This is a genomic window from Stenotrophomonas sp. STEN013, from assembly GCF_056760355.1.
Genome location: NZ_JBRREO010000002.1, coordinates 682,775 through 699,838, shown reverse-complemented (window position 1 = coordinate 699,838; position 17,064 = coordinate 682,775). Strand labels below are relative to the sequence as shown.

The window sequence follows — 17,064 nt, the reverse complement described above, 5'->3', positions numbered from 1 at the left end:
CACCCTGATCGAACCCGTTGCGCGAGGCAAAGGCGTCATGCGGCATCGGGTTCCACCTGTTCGGCCATAAGGAAATGATCACCATAGTAAAGCCGTGCGGCCAATAGATCCGGCATCGACAAACACCACGGACGCGACCGACGCTCTGGGTGCGGCGTCGCTCTGCTGACGATATTCAACCCGCCGCCCGCATGTCCGTCGCATAAAGCAACGCCCCTGACGGGGCGTTGTGTGCGGCTGATTCAAACGCGGCAGGCCACCGGGGCTGGCACCGGAAGGATCACTCCCACTCGATCGTCGCCGGCGGCTTGCCGGAGATGTCGTAGACCACGCGCGAGACGCCGCGCAGTTCATTGATGATGCGGTTGGACACGCGGCCGAGGAAATCGTACGGCAGGTGCGCCCAATGCGCGGTCATGAAGTCGATGGTTTCGACTGCACGCAATGCGATCACCCATTCGTAAGCACGCGCATCGCCCACCACGCCCACCGACTTGACCGGCAGGAAGACCGCGAAGGCCTGGCTTGTCTTGTCATACAGGTCCGCGGCACGCAGTTCTTCGATGAAGATCGCGTCGGCCTTGCCCAGCAGCTCGGCGTACTCACGCTTCACTTCACCGAGGATACGCACGCCCAGGCCCGGGCCCGGGAACGGATGGCGGTAGACCATCGCACGCGGCAGACCAAGCTCGACGCCAAGGCGACGCACTTCGTCCTTGAACAGTTCGCGCAGCGGCTCGACCAGCTTGAGCTTCATGTCTTCCGGCAGGCCGCCGACGTTGTGGTGGCTCTTGATGACGTGTGCCTTGCCGGTCTTGCTGCCGGCCGACTCGATCACGTCCGGATAGATCGTGCCCTGCGCGAGCCACTTGGCATTGCTGAGCTTGTTCGACTCTTCGTCGAAAATCTCCACGAACAGGTTGCCGATGATCTTGCGCTTGGCTTCCGGATCGCTGACACCTTCCAGTGCCTTGAAATATCGGTTGGCCGCATTCACGCGCACGACCTTGACGCCCATGTTCTCGGCCATCATCTGCATGACCTGGTCGCCTTCCTGGAAGCGCAGCAGGCCGGTATCAACGAACACGCAGGTCAGCTGGGTACCGATGGCCTTGTGCAGCAGTGCGGCAACCACCGAGGAATCGACGCCGCCGGACAGGCCCAGGATCACCTCATCGCTGCCAACCTGCTCGCGCACGCGGGCGATCTGGTCGTCGATGATGTTGGCCGCGGTCCACAGCGTGGCGCAGCCGCAGATCTCGGTGACGAAGCGCTTGAGCAGCGCCGAGCCCTGCTTGGTGTGGGTCACTTCCGGGTGGAACTGCACGCCATACCAGCGCTTTTCCTCATTGGCCATCGCGGCCACCGGGATTCGGTCGGTCACGGCGGTGACGGCGAAGCCTGGCGGCACGTGGGTGACGTGGTCGCCATGGCTCATCCACACATCCAGGCGCGGCTCGCCGCCGTGGTCGGACAGGCCGCCCAGCAGTGCGTCGTTGCCCAGCAGCTTGACCTCGGCATGACCGAACTCGCGCTGGTCGGCGGCTTCGGTGCCACCGCCCAACTGCTTGGCCATGGTCTGCAGGCCGTAGCAGATGCCCAGCAGCGGCAGGCCACTGTCGAACACTGCCTGCGGCGCGGCCGGAGCACCCGGCAACGTGGTGGTTTCCGGGCCGCCGGACAGGATGATGCCCTTGGCACCAAAGGCGGCGATCTCGGCCGGATCGTGGTCCCATGCCCAGATTTCGCAATACACGCCGAACTCGCGGATACGGCGGGCGATCAGCTGTGTGTACTGGGCGCCGAAATCGAGGATGAGGATCTTGTCGTTATGGATGTTGGTCATGTCGCCAATGCAGATGCAATTCGGAAAACGGATGGCGGATACGAAAAGAGGGACACGCGAACGTCTCCCTCTTTGCGTCGGACTGGATCAGCCCATGCGGTAATTCGGTGGCTCCTTGGTGATCTGCACGTCGTGGACGTGGCTCTCACGCTGACCGGCACCGCTGATCTTCACAAACTTCGGCTTAGTGCGCATTTCTTCGATGGTGCCGCAACCCACGTAGCCCATCGTAGCGCGCAGACCGCCCATCAGCTGATGGACGATGCCACCGACCGGACCGCGGTAGGGCACGCGACCTTCGATGCCTTCGGGCACCAGCTTGTCGGCATCGGCCGAATCCTGGAAATAACGGTCCTTGCTGCCTTTTTCCATCGCCGCCAGTGAGCCCATGCCGCGGTAGCTCTTGTAGCTGCGGCCCTGGAACAGCTCGGTCTCGCCCGGCGATTCCTCGGTACCGGCGAACAGGCCGCCGATCATCACCGTCGAGGCACCGGCGGCCAGCGCCTTGCCGATGTCGCCCGAATAGCGGATGCCGCCGTCGGCGATCAGCGGAATGCGGTCCTGCAGCGCTTCGGCCACCAGGTCGATCGCGGTGATCTGCGGCACACCCACGCCCGCCACCACACGCGTGGTGCAGATCGAGCCCGGACCGATACCGACCTTGACGCCATCGGCGCCGCAGTCCAGCAGCGCCAGCGCCGCATCACCGGTGCAGATGTTGCCGCCGATAACCTGCACGCCCGGGAAGTTCTTCTTCACCCAGCGCACGCGGTCCAGCACGCCCTGCGAGTGGCCGTGCGCGGTATCCACCACCAGCACGTCGACACCGGCGGCGACCAGCGCCTCGACACGGCGATCGGTGTCGCCGCCCACACCGACCGCGGCACCGACCAGCAGACGGGTCGAGGTGTCCTTGGCGGCGTTGGGGTTGTCGGTCTTCTTCTGGATGTCCTTGACCGTGATCAGGCCGCGCAGTTCAAACGCGTCATTGACCACGAGCACCTTTTCGATGCGGTTCTTGTGCAGCAGCTGCAGCACTTCATCCGACGCGGCGCCTTCCTTGACCGTGATCAGGCGATCCTTCTTGGTCATGATGTGGCGGACCGGATCGTCCAGCTCGGTCTCGAAGCGCATGTCACGGTGGGTGACGATGCCGGCCAGCTGGCCGCCGCCATCCACCACCGGCACGCCGGAGATGTTGTGGGCCTGGGTCAAGGCCAGCACGTCGCGGATCGAAGTTTCCGGGCCGACGGTGATCGGGTCGCGGATCACGCCGGACTCGAACTTCTTGACCTTGGCCACTTCGGCCGCCTGCTGCTCGAGGCTCAGGTTCTTGTGGATGATGCCAATGCCGCCGATCTGGGCCATCGCAATGGCAAGACGGGCTTCAGTGACGGTATCCATGGCCGCCGAGACAACCGGAAGCTTCAACCGCAGATCGCGCGTCAGGCGCGTGCCGAGATCGACGTCCTTGGGCAGGACGATGGAATGGGCGGGGACGAGCGAAACGTCGTCGTATGTGAGTGCTTCAGCCTGGATGCGCAGCATCGGCGTACCCGATATGTGGGGAAGCGCGACATTTTACCCTTGTTTGCGCGCCGATGTCAGGGGGACGCAGGGGGCAACGCTGCAAATCAGCGTTGCACGGCCCCGCCTCCTCGGCCTCGGTTCAGCCGTTGGCCTCGGCCGCCTCGATCGTGTTCTGCATCAGCGTGGCCACGGTCATCGGACCGACGCCGCCGGGCACCGGGGTGATCCAGCTGGCCCGCTGCGCGGCCGCCTCGAAACCGACATCCCCCACCAGGCGGCCATCGTCCAGGCGATTGATGCCCACATCGATCACCACCGCCGCCGGCTTGACCCACTCGCCGGGAATCAGCTGCGGGATCCCCACCGCGACCACCAGGATGTCGGCATTGCGCACCGCCTGCTCCAACACCTCGCGCGGCGTGAACTTGTGGCAGCTGGTCACGGTGCAGCCGGCGATCAGCAGCTCCAGCCCCATCGGCCGGCCGACATGGTTGCTGACCCCGACAATGGTGGCGTTGCGGCCACGCACCGGCTGGTCGGTATGACCCAGCAGGGTGGTGATGCCCCGCGGCGTGCACGGCCGCAGGCCGAACTGGCGCAGGGCCAGATGCCCGACGTTCTCGGGATGGAAACCGTCCACATCCTTGCGCGGATCGATGCGCTGGATCAGCCGGCTTGCATCGGGGATGCCAGGCAGCGGCAGCTGGATCAGGATGCCGTGGATCTTCGGGTCGGCATTGAGCTGGTCGATCAGCGCCAGCAGCTGCGCCTCGGTGGTGCCCTCGGGCATGTCGTAATCGAAGGCCTCGATGCCGACCTTCTCCGCCGCACGGCGCTTGTTGCGCACGTACACGGTCGAGGCCGGATCGCCCCCCACCAGTACCACCGCAAGCCCGGGGCGCGAACGCCCGGCTGCCAGGCGCGCATCCACCCGCAGTTTCAGATCATCAAGCAGCTCCTCGGCGATACGGCGGCCGTCGAGGATGCGGGAAGTCGCCACGGAGGCGTCAGCGGAAGCGGTCATGGGCGTGGGGGCAGCAGCAGGGACCGGGTATTGTCCCTGATTCCGCCATGCCCGACACCTGCCACCTGCACTGAACGCAGGATCAGCCGCGCCGGGAACAGAACGCCGCGTAGTCGATATAACCGGGAAACTCCATGCCCGGTGCACATACCGGGCACGCCGGATCGGCATGCACGCGGGTTTCGCGGAAGCGCATCTGCAACGCATCAAAGCGCAGCAGCCGTCCGGTCAGCGGCTCACCGATACCCAACAGCAGCTTTAACACTTCCGCAGCCTGCATCACCCCGGCCAGACCGGGGAGTACGCCGAGCACCCCCCCCTCGGCGCAATTGGGCGCAAACTCCGCCGGCGGCGGCGCCGGGAACAGGCAGCGATAGCACGGCGCACGCCCGCGCTGCCGGCCGGCATCGAACACACTCACCTGCCCGTCGAAGCGCTCGATCGCGGCATAGACCAGCGGCGTGGCGTGCTTGATGCACGCGTCATTGAGCAGGTAGCGCAGCGGGAAATTGTCCGAGCCATCCAGCACCACGTCCACATCCCGCATCAGCGTATCGATGTTGTGGGAGGTGACCCGCTGCGGGATCGCCTCCACCTCGATATGCGGATTCAGCGCCAGCAAACGCTCGCGCGCCGAGACGACCTTGGGCTGGCCAACGCCGGCATCGGTATGGATGATCTGCCGGTGCAGATTGCTGCGCTCGACAACGTCGTGATCGGCGATCCGCAGATGACCCACGCCAGCAGCCGCCAGATAGAACGCTGCCGGCGCACCGAGCCCGCCCGCCCCTACCACCAGCACGTGCGCATCGCGCAGACGGCGCTGCCCCGCCTCACCCACCTGCGGCAAGAGCAGGTGGCGCGAATAGCGGTCATAGAAATCGCGTTCACCAGCATCCAGCAGCGGCTGCACCAGCGGCAGGCCGGCCTCCCGCCACGCCACCGTGCCACCGGCAACCGATGCCAGCCGGGTGTATCCGGCCGCCTGCAACGCGGCCGCCGCATCGGCCGAGCGTCGGCCGCTCTGGCAGATCAGCAGGATCTCCCTGTCCTGTGAAGGCAGATGCCGGGACGGCGCGGCCAGCAGTTCGTCTTTGGCAATCCCCAGCGCGCCTTCGGCCATACCGCCGGCGCGCTCGTGCGCCTGACGCAGGTCGATCAGCAAGGCACCGGCAGTCTGGCGCGTACGCGCCTGTTCAGGGGAAAGTTCGCAAATGCTCATGGCGTGATTATCCGCCAAGCCCGCCATTGACGCAGGAACCGGCAATGCACCCTCAGACTCCACCATGGCCAATCCAGGCAGCGCCAGCAACGACCAGTAAAAAAGGGCGCCCCATGGACGCCCTTTTTCCTACTTTCCCCTCACATGCTTCATCAGGCGCCGCTTGGCCTTGACCTGGCGTTCGGTGAGGACGTTCTTCTTGCCTTCGTAAGGGTTGGTGCCCTCGCGGAAGATGAACTGCACCGGCGTGCCCACCAGCTTGAAGCGCTTGCGGAAAAAGTTCTCCAGATACCGCTTGTACGACTCTGGAAGATCCTTCAGGCGCGTGCCATGGACGATGAAGGTAGGCGGATTGCTGCCGCCCGGGTGCACATAGCGCAGCTTGGACACGTGGCCACGAATGGCCGGCGGCGGGTTGGTTTCGTACGCGATCTCCAGCGCCCGATTCACCTCGCTGGTGCTGAATTCCATCGTCGCAGACGCATGCGCCTGATGGATCGCACGAAACAGCTCCCGCAACCCCGAACCATGCTGGGCGGAGATACGCACCACTTCAGCCCACGGCACGAAGCTCAATTTGCGCGACAGCAAGGCTTCCGCCTGCTCGCGCTGGTATTCGGTCAAACCATCCCACTTGTTGATCGCAACAACCAGCGCACGACCGGCATCCAGCACCGCACCCAGCACACTGGCATCCTGATCGGTAACGCCCTCGGTGGCGTCCAGCATCAGAACGGCAACCTGGCACTGTTCGATCGCCTGCAGTGTTTTGACGACGCTGAATTTCTCCACGACTTCATCCACCCGGCCTTTGCGGCGCAGGCCTGCGGTATCGATCAGGCGGTACTCGCGGCCGTCACGCTCCATGTCCACCGCGATCGAATCGCGGGTGGTGCCGGGAACTTCGGAGGCGATCATGCGCTCCTCGCCCAACAAGCGGTTGACCAGCGTGGACTTGCCCACGTTCGGGCGCCCGACAAAAGCGATACGCATGCGACCCGGATCATCGTCCAAGGTCTCGGTCGTCCCCTCTTCCGGCAAGCGCTCGACCACCTCGTCCAGCAGGTCATCCAGGCCCTGACGATGGGCCGCCGAAACGGTCAGCATTTCGCTGAAACCGTAACGGGAGAATTCCGAGCGGACGGTATCTTCGTTGGTACCGTCGATCTTGTTGATCAACAGCAAGGTCGGCCGCGACAGCTTGCGCAGCCACGAGAGAATTTCATCGTCCAGCGCCGAGGTACCCTCGCGGGCATCGACGACAAACAGGATCAGATCGGCTTCGCCTGCGGCAGCACGTGCCTGCCGGGCGGTCGCGCCGGCAAGACCTTCCTCATCACCTGCGATACCGCCGGTATCGACGATCAGGAACGGTTTGTCCTCGTTGAGACGACAGACACCGTAATTACGGTCACGCGTAACACCGGGCTGGTCATGGACCAGCGCGTCCCGGGTGCGGGTGAAAGCATTGAAAAGGGTGGACTTGCCGACATTCGGCCGTCCGACCAGGGCGACCAAGGGCAGCATCGCTTTTACTCCTTATTGGGCCAACCGGAACGCGGTCAGCTTTCCATCCACGTTCTGCACCAGCAGAATTCCGTCAGCCACCAAAGGCTGTGCCCGGAGCGCATCGCCCCCGGCCTTCTCGCGGGCAGCCAGTTCGCCGTTGTCCAGGCGCAACCAATGCAGATAACCCTTGTAATCCCCCACCACCGCGTAGTCGCCGTGGATGGCCGGACCGGTCACCGAGCGGCGCCCCAGCGCCTGCTGCGACCACATCGCTGAACCGGACATCTTGTCCAGCCCGTAAACCACGCCCTTGCCATCGGTGACCACGACATTGCCCGAGGACACCGCAACACCGCCAGCGCCACCGTGATCGCGGGACCACAGCGGACGCCCGGTCGGGCCCTCGATGGCCAGCGTCTGGTTCTTGAAGCTGCTCACATACAGCGTATTGCCTTCCAGCACCGGGGCCCCATCGACATCCGACATGCGCTCCAGCTCGGTACGCCCTTCCGGCGCGCCTACCATCTGCTCCCACAGTGGACGGCCGTCCTGCATCGCCAACGCCGCCACGGTGCCGTCATCGTTGCCGATGAACAGCACGCCCGGACCGGCAACCACCGGCGCATTGCCGCGCACGGTCAAGGCAGGCAACTCCTGCGAGTTGAACCAGCGCTGCTCGCCAGTGCCGGCGTCGAACGCGGTGGTACGCCCATCATTGCTGCGCACGAATACCAGACCCTGCGCAACCGCAGGTGCCGTGATCACCTCACCCGGGACTTTGGCCGTCCACTTCTCGGCACCAGTGCTGGCGTCGAGTGCGATCACCTTGCCGTCCAGCGTGCCGATGACCACCACACCTTCGCCAGCGCCCGGACCGCCGGAAAGACGGAGCTTGGGCTTCTTCTTTTCCTTGGCCGGGACGTATTCCCAGATTTCCTTGCCGCTCTGCAAATCCAGCGCATGCACACCGCCCTCTACGGCCGCCGCGTAGACACGGCCATCGGCGACGACGGGCGCCTGGCGCAGGCCAATCCGGCCCTCGCCCTTGCCAACATTCACCGACCAGATCTTGCTGACACTGGCCGTCGGCTCGAACTTGGCCAGCTCCATCGGCTCAAGCGCTTTCTTGGCCTCGGCATCCTTCCCGGCAAACCAGCCCTTGACCGTGGAGCAACCGGCCAGCGCCATCGCCATCAGCGCCACACCTGCAACTTGCTTGAGCTTCATCAGTTCTTCTCCGCCGCAGGGTCGGTCACAGTGCCACCAGCATCAGTCAGCTTGGTTTCCAGCAGACGGCGCTGCGGAGCAGCGACATCCAGCTTGGCCAGCGCCTGGCTGTACAGATCCCGCGCGTCATCACGCTTGCCCTGCGCCATCAGCGCGTCAGCGCGAATCTCCAGAGCCGCGCTGTCATCTGCCGGGCCCAGCAGCACCAGCGCATCTTCCGGCTTACCGGTTTCGATCAGCAGCCGGGCAATACGCTGGTCAATCAATGCCTTGAACTCGCCTTCGGCGTTCAGCCCACGCAGCGTCTTGATCGCATCCTCAGGCTTGCCGGCCTCGACCTGCGCCTTGGACAGCTCCAGTGCGGCCAGATCGGCATAGATCCCGGCCTTGCCACCTTCCAGTGCCGCGACTTCCTTCACAGCCTCGTCGAGATTCTTGGACTGCAGACTGCGCAGAACAGACTCATAGCGGGTATTGGCCTCGGCCAGCTTGCCCACCTGGTCCTTCTGCCACCACTGCCAACCGTAGATGGCGGCAATACCCAGCACTACTCCGGCAAAAATTCCAAACCCATTTTTGCGAAGCCAGGTGCGGACACGTTCACTTTGTTCGTGCTCGTCGAGCAGGTCGTCAATCGCCATGCGTACTCTCGCCCCACTTTTCCGGGGAGCATTGTTGTTTTAATTGGATGCCACGTTTCAGTACGAAACCGGCGCCACGGAGCCGTCAGAGGATACCGTAAAGCGGGCCACATTGCCGCGTTTGTAGGGCGTCAGATCGACGCTGCCCGAGGCCTGTCGAACCGCGACCTCGGCCGCATTGCCAAGCTTCATGCGCCCGACCTGCCCGATATCGAAGCTGCGTATCTGCCCGGCGGGAATCAACCCCTTTTCCACGACGGAACCGTCGGGCGCAAGAATCTCCACCCAGCTGTCTCCCTTGAAATCCAGCGTCAGCGTCGCGGCAGGGGCCGGGGCCGCATTTCGCGCAACCGGGGCCATCGAGGCGATATAGGGAGCGCGCTTGGGCGCACTGCCAGCCACCGGAGCAGGCACCGCCTGCCCGCCGGCAACCGCCTGCGGCGACGCCGCGGACGCCGCCTCGGGCATCACATCCAACGAAGCGGTACTGGGCGGGGTGTCGACCAGCTTGCCCTGGAAGGCAAACCACACCGGAACCGCGAGCACTGCGGTGATCACTCCGTAGACCGCCCGACGCCCCAGACTCTCCGCCATACGCTTGAGCCGCGGCGTGTGCATGTGGCTGACCAGTGCCGGCGGCTCGATCGGTGCCATCATCGCCCGCTGCAGGGCCTCGCCGATATCCACCTTCAACAGCCTGGCGTAGCTGCGCAGCTGACCACGCACGAACACGGGCGCACCGAGGCGCTCCCACTGTTCACATTCGAGCGCTGCGACCACCTGAGCCGGCATACGCAGCTGACCAGCAACCTGTTGTATCGACAGCCCTGCCGCCTCGCGGGCCCGGCGAAGCTGCTCACCACACCCCACCACACCTTCAAAAGCGTTCACACCTGGATCATTGATCACAATGCACTAGCCTTGGGGATTCGAGGCCGCTGTCGAGGGAAACTCCTCGCGCAGCCGCTGTTGGTATCGACCGGCGGCACTCCTGTCGCCCAGCCGCTCTTCAATCTGAATGGCAATTTGTAACACGGAAACCGTGGCCGGCGCAGCCGCAAGACGCCGCTGATAGAAGGCGCGCGCCTCGAAATAGCGCCCCCGGGCGTACTCGCTGCGTGCCATCGACTCCAGCGCATACGCGTTGTCAGGCGCCAAGGCCAGCGCCTGACGGAGATCGCGCTCGGCACGTTCGCGCTGCCCTGCATCCAGCGCACAGCCCCCGGCATTGGCCAGTGCATCAGCCCGTGCGGCGTACGCCGGATCCGCCAGCGCCCTGTCGAACCAGACCAGCGCTTCTGCCGGATGACCATTGCCGCACAGCCAGGCGCCGTAGTTGTTGGCCACATCGCCCTGCTTCGGCGCCAGCTCGGCGGCCTTGCGATACAGCTCTCCGGCGGCCGCCGGATTGGCCCTGTAGCCTTCGATCACCGCCTGTACGGTGTAGGCATCCGGAACCGAGGGCTCCAGCTTTTGCGCGGAGCGGGCGTATTTGAGTGCGTCGTCGAGCTGGTTGCGCCCCAGCCGGTCACCAGACAGACGCAGCAACTCCTGATATTGAATGCGCCGACGCGCCTGCTTGTCATCGCGCAGATCGTACTGCGGCGCGACCTGCTCGATGCGCCGAACCGTTCCCGCCCTGGAATCGCGACCATGCCCGCAGCCGGTAACCAGCACTGTGGCGACCAGCAGCATCAGCAGGCGATCAAGCAACGACATCTCCGTTTTCCTGCGCCGCAAGCAGACGGTTGAACTCGGCCTGGCGACGGGTGCGATCCATCACCTGCCCCTTGAGCTGGCCACAGGCCGCGTCGATATCATCGCCACGCGTGCGGCGCACCATCGTCAACACCTGCGAATCAAGCAGGATCTTCTGGAAAGCGCGGATCTGCTCTTCGTCAGAGCGCTCGTAGCGCGTTCCCGGGAACGGATTGAAAGGAATCAGATTGACCTTGCCCGAATCCTTGGCCTGCACCGCGTTGTCGAACTGGCGCATCAGCCGCGCCAGCTGGCGGGCGTGCTCGGGCTGGTCGTTGATGCCCTTCATCAGGGTGTATTCAAAGGTCACCGAATCGCGCTTCTTGTTGCCGCGCAGGTAACGCGCGCAGGAAGCCATCAGCTCGGCAATCGGGTACTTCTTGTTGAGCGGCACCAGTGTCTCGCGCAGCTCATCGTTGGGTGCGTGCAGGGAAACGGCCAGCGACACATCGCTCTCGACCGAGAGACGGTCGATCTGCGGTACCAGACCGGACGTGGAGAGGGTCACGCGCTTGTTGGCCAGACCATAGCCCAGGTCATCGCGCATGATGCTCATCGCACGCACGACATTGTCGAAATTCATCAACGGCTCGCCCATGCCCATCATCACCACATTGGTGAGACGACGCATCTGGTGCGGCACATTGCCCAGGTGACGGGCGGCAACCCACACCTGGCCGATGATCTCGGCGGTGCTCAGGTTGCGGTTGAAACCCTGGGTGGCGGTGGAGCAGAACGTGCAGTTCAAACCGCAACCGACCTGCGATGACACGCACAGCGTGCCGCGGGTCTTGTCGGGGATGTACACGGTTTCGATGGCGTTCTTGCCATCCACGCCCATCGCCAGCAGCCACTTGTGGGTGCCGTCGACCGAGGGCTTGTCGAACACGATATTCGGGACGACGACCTCGGCATGCTGCTGCAGCTTGGCGCGCAGCGCTTTGCCGAGGTCGGTCATCTGGTCGAAATCGGTGACGTAGCGGTGGTGGATCCACTTCATCACCTGATGGGCACGGAACTTCTGCTCGCCGAGGGTTTCGACGAAGAACGTTTCCAGGCCCGCGCGATCAAGGTCGAGCAGGTTCTGCTTGCCAGCGCTGGCTGCCGTTTTCGGCAACGGCTGGATGGCGGGTGTCTGTACGACCTCGTTCACGACTTCAACCTCTGCTTAGCGCGAAACCACTTCGGTGGCAGCGAAGAAATAGGCCACTTCGATGGCTGCGTTCTCGACCGAATCCGAACCGTGGGCGGCATTGGCGTCGATCGAATCGGCGAAATCGGCGCGGATGGTGCCCGGCGCAGCGTCCTTCGGGTTGGTGGCGCCCAGCAGGTCACGGTGGGCCAGCACGGCGTTCTCGCCTTCCAGGGCCTGGATCATCACCGGGCCGGAGATCATGAACTCGACCAGGGCGTTGAAGAACGGACGCTCGCGGTGCACGGCGTAGAAGCCTTCGGCTTCACGGCGCGAGAGCTGCTTGTACTTGGCAGCCACGATCTTCAGGCCGGCCTTTTCGAAGCGGGCGTAGATTTCACCGATCACGTTCTTGGCGACGGCGTCGGGCTTGATGATGGAAAGAGTGCGCTCGAGCGCCATGGGAATTCTCCGGTATATGGGCCGGTCGGCCCGAGGGTACATGAAAAAAACCCGCGTGCGGACGCGGGCTTAGCCTTAATTGCGGTGGGTAATTCTACCGGTTGACCCTGGCGTTTGCACAGCGGCGGATGAACGATGCTGCACGGCAACATGACCGGAGCCCGGGCACAGGCGTAGGATTTAAACAATCGTTTGATTGATTGAGCCGCCATGGGCAAACCCGCCAGCTTTTCCACCAAGGACCGGATTCTCGGCGCAGCCGAGGAACTGTTCGCCCAGTACGGCTTCGCCGGCACGTCGTTGCGCCAGGTGACCAGTCATGCCGACGTCAACATCGCCGCGGTCAACTACCACTTCGGGTCCAAGGACAACCTGGTCAATGAAGTGTTCCGCCGCCGCATGGACGAGATGTCCGCTGCCCGCCTGAGCCAGCTGGAACAGGCGCGCACCGCCCATCCCGGCGAGTTGCGCCCGGTGCTGGCCGCTTTCGTCGAGCCTGCGCTGGCGATGGCCCAGGACCGCCAGAGCGGCGGCGCCTTCGTCCGCGTCATCGCCCGCGCCTATGCCGAGAAGAACGACAACCTGCGCAAGTTCCTGTCCGACCACTACGGCCACGTGCTGCGCGAGTTCGGCAAGGCCATCGGCGCCTGCGTGCCGGGCCTGAGCAAAGAGGAACTTTATTGGCGCCTGGATTTCCTGGCCGGTTCGCTGACCTACGCCATGGCCGATTTCGGCCTGATCAAGCGCCCACACAACATCAGCGAGGCCGCCCATCGCAGCAAGGCCGCGCAGGAACTGATCCATTTCGCCGAAGCCGGCTTCCGCGCCAGTGCGCGCGCGCCGGATTCAACCTCCCTCACCTGATCCACCCGTCCTCGCAGACCAAAGGTTTATCGATATGTCCAATTCCCTGATTGTCCGCCGCGCCGCCGTCCTTGGCGCAGGCGTCATGGGTGCGCAGATCGCCGCCCACCTGACCAATGCCGGCGTCGACACCGTGCTGTTCGACCTGGCCGCCAAGGAAGGTCCTGCCGACGGCATCGTGCTCAAGGCCATTGCCAACCTTGGCAAACTGAGCCCAGCGCCGCTGGCCAGCAAGGCGCTGGCTGAAGCCATCAACCCGGCCAACTACGACTCAGGCCTGGAGCAGCTGCGCGACTGCGACCTGATCATCGAAGCCATCGCTGAACGCATGGATTGGAAGCAGGAACTGTACAAAAAAATCGCGCCGTTCGTGAACGAACACGCGGTACTGGCGTCCAACACCTCAGGCCTGGGCATCAACAAGCTGGCCGACGTGCTGCCGGAAGAACTCCGCCACCGCTTCAGCGGCGTGCATTTCTTCAACCCGCCGCGCTACATGCATCTGGCCGAGCTGATCCCGGCCAAGACCACCGACAAGGCGGTGCTGGAAGGCCTGGAAACGTTCCTGACCACCAACCTGGGCAAGGGCGTGGTCTACGCCAAGGACACCCCGAACTTCATCGGCAACCGCATCGGCGTGTTCTCGATCCTGTCCACCATCCACCACACCCAGCAGTTCGGCCTGGGCTTTGACGAAGTGGACGGCCTGACCGGCCCGCTGGTCGGCCGCCCGAAGTCGGCGACCTACCGCACCTCCGACGTGGTCGGCCTGGACACCATGGCCCACGTCATCAAGACCATGGGCGACACCCTGCCCGACGACCCGTGGCACAAGTACTTCCACGCGCCGGCATGGCTGGACGCGCTGATCAGCAAGGGTGCACTGGGCCAGAAGACCGGCGCCGGCATCTTCCGCAAGGTCGGCAAGGACATCATGGTCATCGACCTTGAAAAGCAGGACTACCGTCCCGCCGACCGCGCGGCTGCACCGGAAGTGGTCGAGATCCTGAAGATCAAGAACCCGGCCGAGAAGTTCGCCAAGCTGCGCGAAAGCCAGCACCCGCACGCACAGTTCCTGTGGGCGACGTTCCGCGACCTGTTCCACTACAGCGCTTATCACCTGGCCGATATCGCCGAAACCGCGCGCGACGTCGACCTGGCCATCCGCTGGGGCTACGGCTGGTCGCTGGGCCCGTTCGAGACCTGGCAGGCAGCTGGCTGGAAGCAGGTGGCACAGTGGATCGCCGACGACATCGCCGCCGGCAAGAGCATGAGCAATGCGCCGCTGCCGGCCTGGGTGCTGGACGGCCGTGACGGCGTGCACGCTGCCGAAGGCAGCTACAGCCCGTCGCAGAATGCCCTGGTGCCGCGTTCCTCGCTGCCGGTCTACCAGCGCCAACGCTTTCCGGACGCACTGCTGGGCGAGAACTTCGCGCCGGGCGAAACCGTGTTCGAGAACGACGGCATCCGCCTGTGGACCGACGGTGACGGCATCGGCGTCATCAGCTTCAAGACCAAAATGAACACCGTCTCCGACCAGGTGCTGGACGGCATCCAGCACGCCATCGGTCTGGCTGAAAAGCAGTTCAAGGGCGTGGTGATCTGGCAGAACAAGGAGCCTTTCTCGGCGGGCGCCGACCTGGCTGGCGCACTGGGTGCACTGCAGGCCGGCAAGATCGCCGAATTCGAGGCGATCGTGGCCAACTTCCAGCGCACCAGCCAGCGCATCAAGTACGCCACCGTGCCGGTGGTGACCGCGGTGCGTGGCCTGGCCTTGGGCGGCGGTTGCGAATTCCAGATGCATGCGGCCAAGTCGGTGGCGGCGCTGGAAAGCTATATCGGCCTGGTCGAAGCCGGCGTCGGCCTGCTGCCGGCCGGTGGCGGCCTGAAGGAAATCGCCGTGCGCGCCTCGCAGGCGGCCGGCCCGGACGGCGACGTGTTCGCCGAGCTGAAGAAGACCTTTGAAACCGTGGCCATGGCCAAGGTCTCCAATTCAGCGGTCAACGCCAAGGAACTGGGCCTGATGCGCGGCACCGACAAGGTGGCGTTCAACAGCTTCGAGCTGCTGCACATCGCCAAGGCTGAAGTCAGCGCACTGGCCGAAGGCGGCTACCGACCGCCGCTGCCGGCACGCCGCATCCGCGTGGCCGGTGACGTGGGCATCGCCACCTTCAAGATGATGCTGGTCAACATGCTCGAAGGCCGCTTCATCAGTCCCTACGACTACGAGATCGCCGAGCGCATCGCCACCGTGCTGTGCGGCGGCAAGGTCGATCGCAACAGCGTGGTCGACGAAGAGTGGCTGCTCACCCTGGAGCGCAAGCACTTCGTCGAACTGGCCCAGCAGGAAAAGACCCAGGCCCGCATCGCGCACATGCTCAAGACCGGCAAGCCACTGCGGAACTGAGTGAGCGTGCCCCGGAGTGGCGCTGCCAGCGCTGCCCTTGCCCGCCCTCACGCTCACACCTATTGAAGAGATCACTGCAATGACCAAGCAAATCCAGGACGCCTACATCGTCGCCGCCACCCGCACCCCGGTTGGCAAGGCGCCCAAGGGCATGTTCCGCAACACCCGTCCGGACGACATGCTCGCCCACGTTCTAAAGAGCGTGGTCGCCCAGGCTCCGGGCGTGGACGTCAATCGCATCGACGACGCCATCATCGGCTGCGCCATGCCCGAAGCCGAGCAAGGCATGAACGTGGCACGCATCGGCGTGCTGCTGGCCGGCTTGCCCAACACCATCGCCGCGCAGACGGTGAACCGCTTCTGCTCATCCGGCCTGCAGGCCGTGGCGATGGCTGCCGACCAGATCCGCTTGGGCAACAGCGATCTGATGCTGGCCGGCGGCACCGAATCGATGTCGATGGTGCCGATGATGGGCAATAAGATCGCGATGGCGCCAAGCGTGTTCGACAACGACCACGTTGCCATCGCCTACGGCATGGGCATCACCGCCGAGAAAGTCGCCGAGGAATGGAAGGTCTCGCGCGAAGAACAGGACGCGTTCGCCCTGGCCTCGCACCAGAAGGCCATCGCCGCAATCCAGAACGGCGAATTCAAGGACGAAATCAGCCCCTACGACATCGTCTCGCACCTGCCGGATCTGGCCGATGGCAAGCGCATCATCACCCGCAACAAGATCGCCGACACGGACGAAGGACCGCGCTTGGACTCGTCCGCAGAAGGACTGGCCAAGCTGCGCCCGGTGTTCCGCAATGGCCAGTTCGGCGGTTCGGTCACCGCGGGCAATTCCTCGCAGATGAGCGATGGCGCCGGTGCCGTGCTGCTGGCATCGGAGCAGGCAATCAAGGATTACGGTCTGACACCGCTGGCCCGCTTCGTCAGCTTCTCGGTCGCCGGCGTGCGCCCGGAAGTGATGGGCATCGGTCCGATCGCGGCGATTCCGAAGGCGTTGAAGCAGGCCGGCTTGAGCCAGGACCAGTTGGACTGGATCGAGCTCAACGAAGCCTTCGCCGCACAGTCGCTGGCGGTGATCCGCGATTGTGGCCTGGACCCGTCCAAGGTCAATCCACTGGGTGGCGCCATCGCCTTGGGTCACCCGTTGGGCGCGACCGGTGCGATCCGTACCGCCACGTTGCTGCACGGCCTGCGCCGTCGCCAGCAGAAGTACGGCATGGTGACCATGTGCATCGGCACCGGCATGGGCGCTGCAGGCATTTTCGAATCGCTGTAAGCGGTTCGCCATGCTGTTGATGGACGAAGGCGGCCGCAGGGCCGCCTTCTCTTTTCAGCGACCGTGGAAAAAGGCCTAGCTCATTCGCAATCAAGCAAGCCAAATATGTTGCCCAGAGCATTGCCCGGCAGACAGCTGCCCGATAGCGTCCCGG

Annotated in this window: 14 protein-coding genes; 3 read left to right on the top strand and 11 right to left on the bottom strand. The window is 64.3% G+C overall.

The window, feature by feature from the left end:
• Window positions 1-280: 280 nt before the first annotated feature.
• The 11 genes from guaA to ndk form a co-directional block, all read right to left on the bottom strand.
• Window positions 281-1,846 (bottom strand): glutamine-hydrolyzing GMP synthase, encoded by a 1,566-nt coding sequence (guaA, locus tag ACVOMH_RS07505; protein ID WP_481551517.1) that lies wholly within the window; start codon window positions 1,844-1,846, stop codon window positions 281-283.
• Between the two features lie 87 nt (window positions 1,847-1,933).
• A complete protein-coding gene (gene guaB, locus ACVOMH_RS07500) occupies window positions 1,934-3,394 on the bottom strand; it encodes an IMP dehydrogenase (protein ID WP_057505646.1) in 1,461 nt (486 codons plus the stop codon).
• 121 nt (window positions 3,395-3,515) lie between these two features.
• Complete coding sequence (folD, locus tag ACVOMH_RS07495) at window positions 3,516-4,400, bottom strand: bifunctional methylenetetrahydrofolate dehydrogenase/methenyltetrahydrofolate cyclohydrolase FolD (protein WP_481551516.1); 885 nt, start codon at window positions 4,398-4,400, stop codon at window positions 3,516-3,518.
• Window positions 4,401-4,482: 82 nt separating this feature from the next.
• On the bottom strand, window positions 4,483-5,622 hold the full coding sequence (gene moeB, locus ACVOMH_RS07490) for a molybdopterin-synthase adenylyltransferase MoeB (RefSeq protein ID WP_481551515.1): 1,140 nt from the start codon (window positions 5,620-5,622) through the stop codon (window positions 4,483-4,485).
• A gap of 129 nt (window positions 5,623-5,751) precedes the next feature.
• On the bottom strand, window positions 5,752-7,149 hold the full coding sequence (gene der, locus ACVOMH_RS07485) for a ribosome biogenesis GTPase Der (RefSeq protein ID WP_057505648.1): 1,398 nt from the start codon (window positions 7,147-7,149) through the stop codon (window positions 5,752-5,754).
• Between the two features lie 12 nt (window positions 7,150-7,161).
• Window positions 7,162-8,358: an outer membrane protein assembly factor BamB gene (gene bamB / locus ACVOMH_RS07480; protein ID WP_057505649.1), complete on the bottom strand. Its 1,197-nt coding sequence runs from the start codon at window positions 8,356-8,358 to the stop codon at window positions 7,162-7,164.
• Window positions 8,358-8,999 (bottom strand): YfgM family protein, encoded by a 642-nt coding sequence (locus ACVOMH_RS07475; protein ID WP_481551514.1) that lies wholly within the window; start codon window positions 8,997-8,999, stop codon window positions 8,358-8,360. The genes bamB and ACVOMH_RS07475 overlap by 1 nt, the downstream gene beginning before the upstream one ends.
• A gap of 57 nt (window positions 9,000-9,056) precedes the next feature.
• On the bottom strand, window positions 9,057-9,908 hold the full coding sequence (locus tag ACVOMH_RS07470) for a helix-turn-helix domain-containing protein (RefSeq protein ID WP_481551513.1): 852 nt from the start codon (window positions 9,906-9,908) through the stop codon (window positions 9,057-9,059).
• Between the two features lie 6 nt (window positions 9,909-9,914).
• Window positions 9,915-10,694, bottom strand: coding sequence for a type IV pilus biogenesis/stability protein PilW (gene pilW, locus ACVOMH_RS07465; RefSeq protein ID WP_054656874.1), 780 nt, complete (start codon window positions 10,692-10,694; stop codon window positions 9,915-9,917).
• A gap of 10 nt (window positions 10,695-10,704) precedes the next feature.
• On the bottom strand, window positions 10,705-11,910 hold the full coding sequence (gene rlmN / locus ACVOMH_RS07460; protein WP_481551512.1) for a dual-specificity RNA methyltransferase RlmN: 1,206 nt from the start codon (window positions 11,908-11,910) through the stop codon (window positions 10,705-10,707).
• A 15-nt stretch (window positions 11,911-11,925) separates the two neighbouring features.
• On the bottom strand, window positions 11,926-12,351 hold the full coding sequence (gene ndk / locus ACVOMH_RS07455) for a nucleoside-diphosphate kinase (protein ID WP_054656861.1): 426 nt from the start codon (window positions 12,349-12,351) through the stop codon (window positions 11,926-11,928).
• Between the two features lie 210 nt (window positions 12,352-12,561).
• On the opposite strand from ndk, the gene ACVOMH_RS07450 reads away from it, so the two are divergent.
• From ACVOMH_RS07450 to ACVOMH_RS07440, 3 genes are all read left to right on the top strand, one after another.
• On the top strand, window positions 12,562-13,215 hold the full coding sequence (locus ACVOMH_RS07450) for a TetR/AcrR family transcriptional regulator (RefSeq protein WP_481523518.1): 654 nt from the start codon (window positions 12,562-12,564) through the stop codon (window positions 13,213-13,215).
• A gap of 34 nt (window positions 13,216-13,249) precedes the next feature.
• Window positions 13,250-15,622, top strand: coding sequence for a 3-hydroxyacyl-CoA dehydrogenase/enoyl-CoA hydratase family protein (locus tag ACVOMH_RS07445; RefSeq protein WP_481551511.1), 2,373 nt, complete (start codon window positions 13,250-13,252; stop codon window positions 15,620-15,622).
• A 79-nt stretch (window positions 15,623-15,701) separates the two neighbouring features.
• Entirely contained in the window at window positions 15,702-16,910 is a 1,209-nt protein-coding gene (locus ACVOMH_RS07440) for an acetyl-CoA C-acyltransferase (RefSeq protein WP_481551510.1), read from the top strand.
• Window positions 16,911-17,064 lie beyond the last annotated feature (154 nt).